Raw genomic sequence first — 13,674 nt, 5'->3', positions numbered from 1 at the left:
GGGTGGGGGCGTCCATTCCATTAAATCTCCTGTCACAGCCAAGATCCGAAGTCTCCTATATTTCCGGGGCGGTTCACTCAATACTTCCGTACCAATTGGTCGCGAGGTTTGGCAGCGCGCTTGGCGCGGCCCTGTATTCGCTTCCCAGCCGCCGCAAACATATAGTTCTTGTGAACCTGCGCCTCTGCTTTCCGGAAAAGACCGAAGGTGAGTACGATGAGCTTGCGAGGGAACACTTTCGGCATGTCGTCCGCAGCTATCTCGAACGAGGCATTCAATGGTTTGGTAGCGCGCAAACGATAAAAAATATCGTCCAGATCGAAAGCGCGATTGATCTCGAAGACAGGAACTCTCCGCCTACCATCTTTATGGGGTTTCATTTCGTGGGCATCGAGGTCGGATGCATGCGTTACTCGCTGCAGTTGCCTGTCGCTGCCCTGTACACGCACATGTCGAACACGCGTCTTTGCGACCTAGCCAGACGGCAACGCGGCCGATTCGGTGCAGAGATGGTCGAACGTTCGACAAGCGCCAGGAAGATCGTGAAATTCCTTCGCGAGGGCAAACCGGTCATGCTTGCTGCGGACATGGACCATGGCATCGATAACTCTGTTTTTGTGCCTTTTTTTGGCGTCCCTGCGTGCACGCTGACTTCTGTTTCCCGACTTGCAAGATTGGGGCGCGCGCGTTGTGCCGTTCGTGACGGAAGTACTGCCGGATTTTCAAAGGGTATCGGTTGACCATCTTTGCGCCTCTCAGCGATTTCCCATCAGAAAGCGACACGAGTGATGCGCGTTGTATGAATGCGTTTCTCGAGGCCCAGATAATGAAATTCCCCGCCCAGTATTACTGGGTGCATCGACGCTTCAAACATCGTCCACCCGGCATGCCTGCGGTATATTGATCGTGCCATGCGCCCAGCTCGTTCTTACGTTGGCGGCAAGCTATCCGAAACCGGCAAACTAGACCCACAGCGAACGGCCATGCCGGTCTGACTGCTGCCCGACGTGAGCGATCAACGGCCGACCCCGTCGGCCATTCAATGTCAGACGGGGTTCGGCCAACCTGCGGACGTCAACTGAGGACTTGCGTGACCGATCGAGTCCTACGCCCGCAGCCTTCACCGGACGTTCAGTAAGCGACCACCTCTCGATGCCTCGCTTTTGCGAACCGCCGCCACCATTGTCGAGCATGCATTTCGTCGCGCCGATAGCTGCCAGGAGACATGGTGCCTTTCGCGCAGGCCGCCGGCGCGGGCACTGTCCCCGTTAGCGCCGAAGCGACGCCAATCGTCTTCGTCTTCGTCGTCGATGACGAAGTCGTTCATCGACCGCAATGAAGCGGCTCCGAGTTAGGCTCTGGTGGGAAGCGTGAAATAGAACGTGGCGCCTTCACCGGTATTGTTCTGGGCCCAGATGCGCCCGCCGTGCATTTCGACGATGGATCGGCTGATCGAAAGTCCCAGCCCAAGCCCGTCCCGCTTCGACGTATAGAACGGCAAGAAAAGTTTCTCGACGATGTCGCCCGCGACGCCGGGCCCGCGATCGCGCACCGCGACGCGCACCGAGTCCTCGCCACTGAGCGATGCCTCGACCACGACCGCACGATCAGGTACGCAGTGCAACTCCATCGCGTCAAACGCATTGAGAAGCAAATTCAGCATGACCTGCTGCAACTGCACCCGGTCGCCATGAACCGCCGGCAGCGCGGGATCGATATTTAGGAAGACGCGGATGCCGCGCACGATCGCGTCACTATGCAGCAGCAGCACGACATCGCCGATCACTTCCGCAAGACTGAGCGGCGCAGCCTCGAGTTCACCTTTCTTCACGAGCGCGCGAATCCTTCGGATGACTTCGCTCGCGCGGCGGTTGTCGTCGATGACGTCCTGCAGGATCTCGCGCACTTCCGCGAGATCGATCGGCTCAATCGCCATGAAGCGCTGCGCCGCCTGCGCGTTGCTGAGGATGGCCGTGAGCGGCTGGTTGATCTCATGTGCGAGCGATGCGGCCAGTTCTCCCAGCGTGGAGACGCGCGTCAGGTGAGCAAGCTCCTGGCGGTTGCGCTGCAGTTCGTATCGCTCGGTCCGGTCGATGACGACCGTCAGCACGAGCGCTTCACCGTGAGTCGCGATCGGATTCGTCGTGATTTCGGCGGGAAATTCGGTGCCCTTCTTGCGTCGCGCGAATACATCGCGTGTGCCGCCCACCGCGCGAAGCGAGCGAGCGCTGCCTGAGTCGATATGCAGCGCCGCGTGGACACCATCACGCAATCCGGGTACGAGCGTGTCGGCAGATCCGCCGATCAACTCGTCCCGACTATAACCAAAGAGGTTTTCCGCTGCCGCATTTGCCAGCACGATTGCACCGTGCCGATCCGTGATCAAAATCGCGAACGGCAACAGTTCCATCGTGTTGCAGAATTGCTCGTCGTCCTGCGCCGGCCGCTTGGTTCCGTCAGAGCCGATCAGCATCTCGCGCCGTTCATCGTCGCCGTCATAGGGTGCTCCGAGGCGCGACGTGTACTGCAGGAGACTCGCGACAGAGCACTCAATGCGTCCGTCGGATTCGGATGTGGCGGGGAAGAGACGGACAAATCCCGCGTGAACCATCGTCATGGTGCCCCTCCTGCGCGATGTCCGCATTGTGTGCACGAATTTCGTCGGCGATGGCCCCAGCAGCGATGCCCCTGGCCACTTAATGCAGGCGGGCTGCTGATACCCGCGTTAATCGCTCTAACGGCAACGCGGCAAAACCTTCAAGGCGGGTCGCAAACAGACAATCAGAAAACCGATCCGTGCTTTTGGTTGGCTATCTACGGCGATTCGTCCCATTAATTGGGCAGCCTGAACCCAGAACCCGGACAAGTCCTCTTCGCCAACATGCCCACGCACATCGGCGTTCCGGCCGTTGCGCTCCGCAGAGTGGCTCGCGGCCGCAGCACACAAAAGACTACGCGCTCAAAATGACCGAGTAAATGAAAACGTAAGGTATGGCTAAAAGAAGTGTTGGACATAGAGCCTCGACCGAGCACGGTCGCCGGAAACCGAGCCACTGTTCGAACAACGGTTCAGAGTTACGTGAATTTCAACACTCACGAGGTGTGGTCAGTAGTACGGGCCGCACGCCTGTTACTTAGATTTGGGGTCCTTCGCGTGAGCGCAAAACGAGTTTCAGTACACTTTTGGACGAGGTCACGCCGAGGGAATCATCGTCACCGGTGAGCGTCACCCCGAGCGGCCTACACCGTAGGCGGCGTACGGCTCATTCTTACCGACGTCCTGCGACGTGCGGACGTCAAACCCGCGCGCGGCGCAATTGGGCCGCGAGTTCATGATCTGCGACACACGATGGTTGGCCATCGGATGCGCGACTGGTACAAGTCGGGAATCAACCCGCAATCCAAGCTTCCCTATCTCGCAACATACCTCGGGCACAAAGACATCCGCTCAACGCTGGTCTATCTGAACATCACACCAGAGTTGCTGCAGAACGCCAGTGAACGCTTCCGGAAGAATGGCGCAGCGGCGCTACGGACGAGGGAGATCCTGCCATGAAACAAAGTACCTTCGCCTCTTTGCTGCACGCATTTTTCCACGAATGGATGGGCAAGCAGAGGAATCTCTCCCATCACACGGTATGCTCATATCGCGACACGTGGAAGATGTTCCTTCAATTTACCGCCAGTCGTGAGCAACGGCAGATTGCGCAGCTGTCTCTAGCGGACCTGCAAGCCGGTGAGGTGCTTGCGTTCCTGGACTATTTGGAGAAGGACAGGAAGGTGTCCATCGGCACGCGCAACTGTCGACTTGCCGCTATTCACAGCTTCTTTGCCTTCGTCGCACATCGGGAGCCGCTTGCGATCGCGCAGTGCACAGAGGATCGCACATATTCCGGTCAAGAAGATGTCGCGGCCCACCATGTGCAACATGGATGCCGAGGAAATTGCGGCGTTTCTTCGAGAGCCCGACCAATCGAGCCTGGAAGGGCAGAAAGATCACGCGTTGCTCGCGTTCCTTTACAACACGGGGGCACGAATCCAGGAGGCGCTGGATGTGTGTCCACGAGCCATTCGCTTTGAGTCTCCTGCACAAGTAGAGCTGTTCGGTAAAGGACGAAAGTGTCGTATCTGCCCCTTGTGGCCGGAAACGGTGGCCATAATCAAGGCGCTGCTCAGGCGACAGCCGCGCAAGGGTAACGAGCCTATCTTCGTCAATCGATATGGCCAGCCGCTCGGTGCAGCCGGGGTTCGCTTTACGTAGGCAGCTTTTCACCGGAGAATTAACGCTACCACTGCAGTTGCTTGCGGGGGGTTGGGACCAACGGCTTTTGTCATTCGTTCCGCTGTGGGACCTTGGGTGCTCGGCGTCGCAAAGTGATGGCACCCGTCACCCTTATCCGCCCAGCGCGATGATCGCAATGGTCAGCGTCACGCCGAGGGCCACCATCGCGAATCCTGCTCTCCATCCGCCGAATCCGGAATGACGGCCAAGCGCGATACCTGCACAGAACAACATTGTCAGCGTAAGCACGCGGGAAACGATCAAGGCAGTTGAGGCGTCCTTGAACAGGACGAACGGCAATGCAACCGGGAAAGTCGAGAAGACTACAAGGGCAAAAATTCCCACAGCACCTAGAAAATCATCGCGCACGAGCCGGGGACGATCGGGCGAAGGCGCGGTAGTGGCAATGCGCGCTCGAATAAGCTCAAGTTCCGAATCCGCAACCACACTTTTCAATGGCTTCGGCAACGCGTCGCGGAGCGCGCTAACCCCAGCGGACGCGTCCGGCGCGTTTTTAACAGTCAGCACAAGCGTGAGCCATTTACCGCGGTTCGTGAGCGTGCGTACGAGATACATTACGCCGTCGGCCAGCCCCCAGGCGAGATTGCAGCCCAGTGCCGTGTACAGCATTTTTCGCCCGGCATCCTCTCCTCCCGTAGCGGCAGACACAGCGCCCACAAAAGTCAACGCCATGAACAAGCCGAAGCACAATTCCGAAACTCGATCGACGGTGTCGAGCACCGCTTCGCGCGTTTGGACCTCCTCCTGTTGCGTCAAGCCGGTCGCGCTCATGAGTTCTCCGTTCGTGGATCGCGCAAGGGCATGCTCGTTGCCGGCCGAACTGGCTATCACGTGATCCCACCAGCACGTTTGCAGCCGATCTCACGAGATGCGGCGGCCTTCTTGTGCCGTGAAGAGCGACTGCACCTTCAGCGACCTCTCGACGAACCACGTTTGCCAGTATGGTCTGGTGCGATGCAAGCACCTGGCCGAATATTCAGCCACGGCTGCGACTACCACCGTACTAGGTTAATGAAGCGTACGGCACTCGACATGAACAGGATATTGGACCAAAGTCGTATTGCCGATTGTCGTGCTGCCGCCTACCTTATGAAAGGTACTCCGGAAGATATCTCAGATCGGCGAAAGTGGAGAAACAAGATGGCGAAGATCGAGGCGAAAAAGGACCCGTCCGTGGAAGGCAAGACTTGTCGGACAAAAAGTACCGGAAAGCCTTATCCAAGTTGCACGTGGAACTGGTCAGGCTTATGAGGCTATGCACCGCGATAAAGTGACTCTGCCCAAGCGGCAAAAGTCAGACGGCTATGAAGAATCGAACCATCCGTTTAAGTACATAGCGGAGGATTTCTGACACGAGGCCGCCAGCGGAGACAGCTTCCACAAGGCATCACAATGTTGATAAGCCAAAGTTGTCGGGCGGATTCGTTCGCAGGGAGCGCCGAGCCGGGCGGGGAGCCCTTCCTAGGTACCTCGATGATGGTCGCCACCAGCGCTCTCTGCGATTGGCTGTGGACACCATGATGCAGAACTGCGGTCACTGCTCATATGCTGCACTCGTTCAGCAGCCAGATCGCGAAAAAACCCTCGACCGGCGGTTGCAAGCAGCGGGGGCGACAACTGGTTCCTCACTCTCTCGGCCATGACCATGAAGCCAGGACGTCCTCCGAATAAAGGAAAGCCACGTAGCCAGCAGGAAAGCCGTGCATTGCGGCCTTCAGGGGGCGCCGTCCGCATGTTCTTTCCGGAGTGGCTTGCGCATTACCGGAAAGATTGGCTGAGGCCCGATGTCGTCGCGGGGCTCACGGTGGCCGCGGTCGTCATCCCGAAAGCGCTTGCCTACGCGACGATCGCCGGGCTGCCTGTTCAAGTCGGGCTGTACACGGCGTTCACGCCCATGCTCGTCTACGCCTTGCTGGGCACTTCTCGCGTCCTGAGTGTGAGTACGACGACAACGATCGCAATTTTGGTCGCGACAGCACTCGGGGATGTGGTGTCCGGAAACGCTACTGCGAATCTGGCGACAGCTTCGGCGGCCCTGACATGCCTCGTAGGGTTGATCCTGATCGTGGCGAGACTGCTGCGACTAGGCTTCATCGCGAATTTCATTTCCGAACCGGTGCTGATAGGCTTCAAGGCAGGCGTGGGGATTGTAATTGTCGTAGACCAAGTACCGAAACTGCTCGGCATCCATTTTCACAAAGGCTCGTTCTTTCACAACCTGATCGCGATCGTTCAGGAGATTCCACACGCGGCGTTGGCAACCGTGGCGGTCGGCGCAGTCATGATTGGCCTCTTAGTCGCCATAGAGCATTTTGCGCCACGTGCGCCCGCACCCCTAATTGCAGTGGCGGCCGGAATTGGCGGGGTTAGCCTGCTTGGCCTGTCGTCGCATGGCGTAGCGACGGTGGGCCATGTCCCCACGGGACTGCCTGCCCTCGCCCTGCCCAATTTTGAGATGATGATGGCGCTTTGGCCACCGGCGCTAGGCATCGCATTGATGAGCTTTACCGAGACTATCGCGGGTGGACGCGCTTTTGCGGAAAGCGGCGAGCCGATGCCACGGCCGAACCAGGAGTTGCTAGCGACGGGCTTGGCAAATCTTATTGGCGCGTTTTTCGGCGCTATGGCCGCTGGCGGAGGGACCACACAGACCGCCGTGAACCGTCTGTCGGGAGCACGATCACAACTGTCCGGACTGGTCACCTCGTTTGCCGCGCTCGGTACGATGCTGTTGCTGGCGCCTCTCATTGGGCTAATGCCAGATGCGACCTTGGCGGCGGTAGTCATCGTGTACTCGGTCGGGCTGATTCAGCCGGCGGAGTTCCTGGAAGTCCTCAAGGTGCGTCGCACGGAATTCATCTGGGCGCTGGTCGCGCTGGTCGGCGTGGTGCTGGTTGGTACGCTCGAGGGGATTGTCGTTGCCATTATTGTGTCGCTGGTGGCGCTCGCTCACCAGGCATCAAATCCTCCAGTTTATGTTCTGGGCAGGAAGCCCGGTACGAATGTGTTCCGTCCGCAGTCGACCGAGCACCCCGAGGATGAGACCTTCCCGGGCATGCTGATGCTGAGGCCAGAGGGGCGGATCTTCTTTGCCAATGCGCAGCGCATCGGCGAGAAGATGTGGCCGCCGATTATCGCGACGAAGCCGAAGGTCGTGGCGCTCGATTTTGCGGGCGTATTCGATTTCGAATTCACCGCATTGAAGATGCTGACAAAGTCGGAGAAGAAGTTGCGCGAAGACGAGGGGATCACGGTCTGGCTCGTCGGCTTGAATCCCGACGTCCTTGCGATGGTCCGGCGTTCTCCATTGGGAGAGGCGCTCGGCCACGACAGGATGTGCTTCGACATGGAACAGGCGGTTGCCAGGTATCGCGCCAGTACGCCAGGTGGCTCACGCCACGACTGCTAATTCAATGGGGCGAAGTGAAGAGGCCGATCCCAAACGTTGCGATACGGCGTCTTCGTAGACGACGGGAGCACAAAACGGCGCATCTGATGTCCGGGAGCATTGAGCTTGGGACCGTCGTTGCGCGCCGGTCGACACCAAGGCGGTGATCGACGCGCTCACGACATCTTTCCAGCAGCATCAATACCGACGACGTCCTTTAGCGCCTGATTTCGTTCTCGAATGTAATCGTGACCACACGCGGGAAGCCGCGACGACGATTCGTCAAGCGTTGTTGCCCAGTGCCACCGAATGAAACTGCCGGAACGGAACGAATATGCAAGATAACCACCAGAGAGACGACTCTCTGCCGCTCACCGTGACCCTGCGCAATGGGCGCGGTGTCATCGTACGGCCCATCTGCGCTGAAGACAAGGGCGAGCTTGGGTCGGCTTTCGAGCGCCTCGGCCCCGAGGCGCGTTACACGCGCTTTTTCACTTCAGTGCGCGCCCTACCCGAAAAGGTGCTCGATTCGGCGACCCATCCGTCTCCCGATCGGGAGGTTGCGCTGATTGCCCTGAGCGATGACGGATCCCGGCAAATCATCATCGGAGGTGCGCGCTACGTCGCGGCTCCCGGGAGTGATGTCTGCGAGTTTGCCGTGACGGTCGCCGACGACTGGCACGGTGTGGGCCTTGCCCGTTGCCTAATGGAGACGTTGATCGAGATAGCCCGTGCGAGGGGTTTCCTACGCATGGAAGGCTTCGTCCTGCACTCTAACTCCAGTATGCGCGGGCTTGCCGCTCGGCTCGGCTTCGCGGATGTGCAATGCCCTGAAGATCGCTCTGTGCGCGTGGTGACGCTCGAACTGTGATGCAGGAAGCCGAACATCAACCGCCTAAGCCGTCGCCTGTGCCCGTCGTCACAGGGTGTTGAACCGGTCTAGTCAGACACGGCTCAGCCGGATCGGCGAAGTTTTCCAAGGTGGCGCCCCGGTCACCAGCGGTTCGCTCCTACGGCATCGCGGAGCACCTGCTATTGTTAATAGGCGGATCATCAGCGCTGGGTTTATTGCTGTGATGCCCGTGTTGCGGCGACGGGGCCTACCGAGTTCGCATGTTACGGGGGACGCCGAACCGGCGAGACGACGCGCCGAGTCCGATCACGAGGTAGGTGTCCACCAACAATTTCCGCTACGGTGCCGATTCGTCATCCAAAAGTAAGCACGCAGTGCCAGGAGGAGGCAATCATGGAAACCGTGATGAAGTCGCCTAAGACGGCGAAAACCAAAGTCGATAAGGTCGCCGTCGATGTTCCAGTGCTTCGCTCACGCGCAGAACGTCTCGCCGCCGGTCAGGCGATGCGCAACAGCGTGCCGCGCAGCAGCCACGCCGGCTGGACACCATCGGCTCACCGCCGGGATCCAATAGAGATTCTCGAAGAATCGAATCACGATCGACTACCGGAACTCGTCCCGATTCGCTATGGCCGAATGCTTCGCAGCCCTTTCACTTTCCTGCGCGGGTCGGCGGCGCTGATGGCCTACGATCTCGCTACGACTCCAAGCACAGGTCTTCGAGTACAAGCCTGTGGAGACTGTCATCTGTTGAATTTTGGCTTGTTTGCCACCCCGGAGCGCAATCTGGTCTTCGATCTGAACGACTTTGATGAAACGCTGCCCGCACCTTGGGAATGGGACTTGAAACGGCTGGCCGTCAGTTTCGCGGTCGCAGGACGCGATAGCCAGTTGTCGGATGCAAATTCGCGGGAAGCCGTCCTGGAGTGCACGCGGGCCTACCGGGAGCGCCTGCGGGAGTATTCCCGGATGAATCCTCTGGAAGTCTGGTACACGCGCCTGGATATGAAAACCCTCATTGCGATGGCCCCCGACGAAAAGGTCAAAAAGACTCGCGAGCAATTAGCAGACAAAGCCCGACAGCGTGTTGTCGAAAACCTCTTTCCCAAGATTGTCGGCGAAGTGGCTGGACGCCGCCGCCTGGTCGATCAACCGCCGCTTCTCTATCACGTCAATGATGCGGGCTTCGAGGAACGGGTTCGCGAGGCGCTCGTCGATTATCGCGAGTCGCTCTCCGATGAGCGTCGTGTCCTCCTGGACCGCTACCACCTGGAGGACTTCGCTTTAAAGGTTGTAGGTATCGGCAGCGTCGGCACCCGGTGCTTCATCGGGTTGTTTTTCGACGAGGAAAACCATCCCCTAATTCTCCAGTTCAAAGAAGAGCGCCGGTCGGTCCTCGAACCCTACGCGGGAATGAGCCAATATGACAATCAGGGGCAACGTGTCGTCATGGGACAACGGCTGATGCAGTCCTCCAGCGACATTTTTTTAGGATGGTTGCGGGGAAAGCGAGGCTATGACTTTTTTGTGCGCCAGTTGCGGGACATGAAGATGTCTGCTCCCTCAGAGGAAGTCACCGCCGCGCAGATTAAACGCTATGCCGAGCTCTGCGGCTGGACTTTGGCCCGCGCCCATGCCAAATCCGGCGATGCCACAACCATTAGTGGCTATCTGGGCAAGGGCGACACCTTTGACGACGCCATCGGCGCGTTTTCCCTGGCCTATGCAGATCAGACGGAGCGTGACCACGCGGCGCTGGTAAAGGCGGTACGTGCCGGACGGCTGGAGGCTCTCGCCGAAGAGTAGCTCGCTGCACCGTTCGCACGAATTGTGTCGTTATTTATGTACGGGATATCCGGCCTGCTCGATCTCAGCGACGCGGCAGGGCGCGCTAAGGCAAAAGCGTCGGAGGCGATCGTTGCTGACGGGTAGGTTGGCGCGCGCCGGAACGCTGTATCACGGATTCGAAACGCCCTAAGTTTTGAACGGCAGTGGTTTGGCTTTCCGGACTATCGTTCAGATGGGGAGGACATGTCATGACGAGACTTCGTTTTCTCGCCGCCTTGCTGGTCGGGGTCTCGGTGCTCTCCTCGTCGGCGCGAGCCGCTTCGGGCGCGAGTGCGTCCGCTGTTGCACAAGCATCGTCGCCTCCGGCCGCTGTCGCGAAAGCCCGCCAGTTGAACCTCGCGGTCAAACCGTGGACCGGCGACTTCGACGCGATGCTCGAGCGCCGCTCGATCCGCTTTCTCGTGCCGTACAGCCGTACGCTGTATTTCAACGACAAAGGTCGAGAACGCGGTTTGACCGCTGAACTCGCGCGCGACTTCGAACGTTACGTCAATAAGCGCTACGCCAGCCAGCTCGGCAAACGCCCAGTGACGGTCTTTCTGATTCCAACGACCCGGGACAAACTTCTGACTAACCTTCAGACCGGTCTGGGCGATATCTCGGCGGGCAACCTGACCGCGACCGATGAGCGGCGCAAGCTTGTCGACTTTGTTGCGCCACCTGACCGCAAACCGGTCCGGGAACTGATCGTGACCGGTCCTCGTGTGCCCGCTATCGCCATGCTGGACGACCTCGCGGGAAAGCAGGTGTATGTACGCAAGGCGACGAGTTACCACGAGAGTCTGACGGCGCTGAACGACCGGTTCAGGAAAGCGGGCAAGCCGGTCATGCAGATCACGCTGCTGCCGGACGCACTCGAAGATGAGGACACGCTCGAAATGCTCAATGCGGGAATGCTCGGCATCGTAGTGGTCGACGATTGGAAAGCAAAACTGTGGGCACAAGTTCTGCCTCAGATCAAGGTCAGGGAGGACCTGGTGGTACGCAGCGAAGGCTATGTGGGTTGGGCGATAAGGAAGAACAGCCCGCAACTGCAGGCCGCAGTGACCGATTTCTATAACGAGTTTCTCAAAAAGCAGGGCGTCATCGACTATCGGCTCGCACAGTTCATGAAGCGTATCAAGCAGGTCACCGATGCTTCGGGTGCGTTGGAGCGAAAGCGTTTCGAAGAAACACTTACCATCTTCGAGACGTATGGCAAGCAGTATGGCTTCGACCCGCTGATGCTGGCCGCCCAAGGCTATCAGGAATCGCAGCTGAACCAGTCGGCGCGCAGTCACGTTGGCGCGGTCGGGGTCATGCAATTGATGCCGGGAACAGGCAAGGAAATGGCTGTAGGCAACATTGGCGTGACCGAGTCCAACATCCATGCGGGCACGAAATACATGGATAGGCTGATGACACGCTACTTTCCGGACGCGCACTTCGTCGATGACAATCGCACATTGTTTGCCTTCGCGAGCTATAACGCGGGGGCGGCCAATATTGCAAAGATGCGCAAGGAGGCCGCGGCCCGCGGGCTGGATCCGGACAAGTGGTTCAACAATGTCGAAATCGTAGTCGCGGAGAAGATCGGCATCGAAACCACGACGTACGTACGCAACATTTTTAAGTATTACGCAGCATACCGCTTGATCGTCGACGCGCAGCAAGCGCGCGACAAGGCGATTCGCACGATGAAACCCGGAGGTTGACCATTGTAGGGGTTTGCGAGGCACCTCCTTTTTATCTTGACTCCGAGCGACCTGCTAGGTCCGGCGCCCCGGCGATGGATAAGCGTGTTTGCATTCCCAAACCACTGGCAGCAACTGGCCTTCGTGAACAATTATCTGAAGGGCGGTGCGCCGCAGGCGTTCGACCTGCTCTACTGGAATGCCGATGGCACCAACCTGCCCGGCCCGATGGACGCCTGGTATCTGCGCAACATGTATCTCGAGAACAACCTGTGCAAGGCGGAGCGGCTCTCGATGTGCGGCACGCAGGTGGACTTGGGCAAGATCGATATCCGAGCTACATCTTCGGCACGCAGGAAGGTCACATTGTGCCGTGGAAGGGCGCTTATCAATCGACGCAGCTCGTCGGCGGCGATACGCAGTTCGTGCTCGGCGCGAGCGGGCATATCGCGGGCGTGATCAATCTGGCGTCGAAGAACAAGCGCAGCTACTGGACCGACGGCACGCTCGGCGACGATCCGGATGCGTGGCTCGAATCGGCGAAGTCGCAGCCGGGAAGCTGGTGGACGCAGTGGAGCAACTGGCTGCAGGCGCACGCGGGCAAGCAGGTCGCCGCGCCGAAGAAGCCGGGCAACGCGAAGTACAAACCCATCGAACCGGCACCGGGGCGTTATGTGGCCAAGCATCCGCCGGAAGTGATGGGCGCCTGAGCGGCGTTGAGCGCTTCAAATCTCGACGACGGAGGTCTAAATGTGCAACTTGTCACCCACTGAGGCCGACGGCTAGCTAGTGCGCAAGCCCATGATCGTGGCTGTTGCCGGCTTTGGGCCCGGAGGCGAGTGCAAAGGCATCCTGTCGCATAGTCGCGAGACCGGCCGTGATGGTGTTCGGCGATGCGAAGAAGGCGGTCGAGGATATGACTAAGGCGGTGGATTAATCAACGCGCGATGAAAAGAGAGAAGATTCCTCCGATGCCCTCTGCGGCGCAGACATCTGCGCCGCATGAGAAACTAATGATGCTCCCATTGGCACCGGCCATAGCAAATGAGATTTCCCTCGACTATCACCTACGGTTGGAAATGATCCGCATTGGACACGGCAATGAATACCATTTGGGAAGCGTGACACGAGCTGTTCTCACCGCAATGATGTTAAGTCAGACGAGTGGCGCTAACGTGCGGAAAGGGCTCTTTGCGGAGGCGAAGGCAGCCGTCGTGCGCTGTCGCCGGACAGGCCTTGAGACAGGTATCTGGTTAGTGGACAGCGAAGCATACGCACTCTTTGGGGAGATTCTCACGCTGTTCGACCAGCAACTCGCTGTCGTTCCTCTCGTCGAATTTGCGAGCGCGCATGAGCGGTTAGGAAAAGTTTTGGAGCGAAGCCATGCGCGCAGGCAAAAATCGGCACCGCTCGGGCGACCGCCGGTTTGCCGGTAAGAAAAGCCCGCGCAATGCACGCGATGTTAGAGATGATGGAGTAGTGCGTGAGGTGGAGTGATTGTTGTCCACACAAAGGAGTGGAAATGACTGACATAGTGATCGTATCGGCCGCACGGACGGCGGTCGGCAAGTTCGGCGGGTCGCTCGCGAAGATTGCGGCGCCCGATCTG

At 58.9% G+C, this 13,674-nt stretch carries 9 protein-coding genes and 3 pseudogenes; 10 read left to right on the top strand and 2 right to left on the bottom strand.

Features of this window, described 5'->3' with window-relative positions; all coding sequences use genetic code 11:
* Positions 1-29: 29 nt before the first annotated feature.
* Positions 30-904, top strand: a pseudogene (locus AWB67_RS31650) (lipid A biosynthesis lauroyl acyltransferase).
* A 447-nt stretch (positions 905-1,351) separates the two neighbouring features.
* Here AWB67_RS31650 and AWB67_RS31645 read toward each other — a convergent pair.
* Positions 1,352-2,617, bottom strand: a complete 1,266-nt coding sequence (locus tag AWB67_RS31645; protein ID WP_235025440.1) for a two-component system sensor histidine kinase NtrB — start codon at positions 2,615-2,617, stop codon at positions 1,352-1,354.
* Positions 2,618-3,364: 747 nt separating this feature from the next.
* On the opposite strand from AWB67_RS31645, the gene AWB67_RS31640 reads away from it, so the two are divergent.
* The 3 genes and pseudogenes from AWB67_RS31640 (at position 3,365) to AWB67_RS31635 (ending at position 4,261) form a co-directional block, all read left to right on the top strand.
* Positions 3,365-3,556, top strand: a complete 192-nt coding sequence (locus AWB67_RS31640; RefSeq protein ID WP_087660036.1) for a site-specific integrase — start codon at positions 3,365-3,367, stop codon at positions 3,554-3,556.
* Positions 3,553-3,789, top strand: a pseudogene (locus AWB67_RS41525) (site-specific integrase); the annotation flags it as partial. The gene AWB67_RS31640 and the pseudogene AWB67_RS41525, both read left to right, overlap by 4 nt.
* A gap of 139 nt (positions 3,790-3,928) precedes the next feature.
* Positions 3,929-4,261 carry a tyrosine-type recombinase/integrase gene (locus tag AWB67_RS31635; protein ID WP_235025439.1) on the top strand — a complete coding sequence of 111 codons (333 nt, stop codon included), beginning with the start codon at positions 3,929-3,931 and terminating at the stop codon, positions 4,259-4,261.
* A gap of 132 nt (positions 4,262-4,393) precedes the next feature.
* Here AWB67_RS31635 and AWB67_RS31630 read toward each other — a convergent pair whose 3' ends face one another.
* Positions 4,394-5,074 carry a VIT1/CCC1 transporter family protein gene (locus AWB67_RS31630; protein WP_087660035.1) on the bottom strand — a complete coding sequence of 227 codons (681 nt, stop codon included), beginning with the start codon at positions 5,072-5,074 and terminating at the stop codon, positions 4,394-4,396.
* Between the two features lie 961 nt (positions 5,075-6,035).
* On the opposite strand from AWB67_RS31630, the gene AWB67_RS31625 reads away from it, so the two are divergent.
* The 6 genes and pseudogenes from AWB67_RS31625 (at position 6,036) to AWB67_RS31600 (ending at position 13,501) form a co-directional block, all read left to right on the top strand.
* Entirely contained in the window at positions 6,036-7,712 is a 1,677-nt protein-coding gene (locus AWB67_RS31625) for a SulP family inorganic anion transporter (RefSeq protein WP_087660039.1), read from the top strand.
* Positions 7,713-8,025: 313 nt separating this feature from the next.
* Complete coding sequence (locus AWB67_RS31620; RefSeq protein WP_087660034.1) at positions 8,026-8,562, top strand: GNAT family N-acetyltransferase; 537 nt, start codon at positions 8,026-8,028, stop codon at positions 8,560-8,562.
* Positions 8,563-8,937: 375 nt separating this feature from the next.
* Positions 8,938-10,350 carry a DUF2252 domain-containing protein gene (locus AWB67_RS31615; protein ID WP_200822358.1) on the top strand — a complete coding sequence of 471 codons (1,413 nt, stop codon included), beginning with the start codon at positions 8,938-8,940 and terminating at the stop codon, positions 10,348-10,350.
* Positions 10,351-10,580: 230 nt separating this feature from the next.
* Entirely contained in the window at positions 10,581-12,086 is a 1,506-nt protein-coding gene (locus AWB67_RS31610) for an MltF family protein (protein WP_087660033.1), read from the top strand.
* A 123-nt stretch (positions 12,087-12,209) separates the two neighbouring features.
* Positions 12,210-12,775, top strand: a pseudogene (locus AWB67_RS31605) (class I poly(R)-hydroxyalkanoic acid synthase); the annotation flags it as partial.
* Positions 12,776-13,078: 303 nt separating this feature from the next.
* The gene (locus AWB67_RS31600; protein ID WP_125477753.1) at positions 13,079-13,501 is read left to right on the top strand and encodes a Fis family transcriptional regulator; all 423 of its coding nucleotides are present in this window, start codon (positions 13,079-13,081) and stop codon (positions 13,499-13,501) included.
* Positions 13,502-13,674 lie beyond the last annotated feature (173 nt).

It is taken from the genome of Caballeronia terrestris (assembly GCF_001544515.1).
Classification (GTDB): Bacteria; Pseudomonadota; Gammaproteobacteria; order Burkholderiales; family Burkholderiaceae; genus Caballeronia; species Caballeronia terrestris.
This window is presented reverse-complemented; position numbering and strand designations above follow the sequence as displayed.

Bases quoted from the DNA above. Each gene is read 5' to 3' on its own strand.
- AWB67_RS31645 (WP_235025440.1), bottom strand. From the start codon at position 2,617: ATGACGATGGTTCACGCGGGATTTGTCCGTCTCTTCCCCGCCACATCC.
- AWB67_RS31640 (WP_087660036.1), top strand. From the start codon at position 3,365: ATGCGCGACTGGTACAAGTCGGGAATCAACCCGCAATCCAAGCTTCCC.
- AWB67_RS31635 (WP_235025439.1), top strand. From the start codon at position 3,929: ATGGATGCCGAGGAAATTGCGGCGTTTCTTCGAGAGCCCGACCAATCG.
- AWB67_RS31630 (WP_087660035.1), bottom strand. From the start codon at position 5,074: ATGAGCGCGACCGGCTTGACGCAACAGGAGGAGGTCCAAACGCGCGAA.
- AWB67_RS31625 (WP_087660039.1), top strand. From the start codon at position 6,036: ATGTTCTTTCCGGAGTGGCTTGCGCATTACCGGAAAGATTGGCTGAGG.
- AWB67_RS31620 (WP_087660034.1), top strand. From the start codon at position 8,026: ATGCAAGATAACCACCAGAGAGACGACTCTCTGCCGCTCACCGTGACC.
- AWB67_RS31615 (WP_200822358.1), top strand. From the start codon at position 8,938: ATGGAAACCGTGATGAAGTCGCCTAAGACGGCGAAAACCAAAGTCGAT.
- AWB67_RS31610 (WP_087660033.1), top strand. From the start codon at position 10,581: ATGACGAGACTTCGTTTTCTCGCCGCCTTGCTGGTCGGGGTCTCGGTG.
- AWB67_RS31600 (WP_125477753.1), top strand. From the start codon at position 13,079: ATGATGCTCCCATTGGCACCGGCCATAGCAAATGAGATTTCCCTCGAC.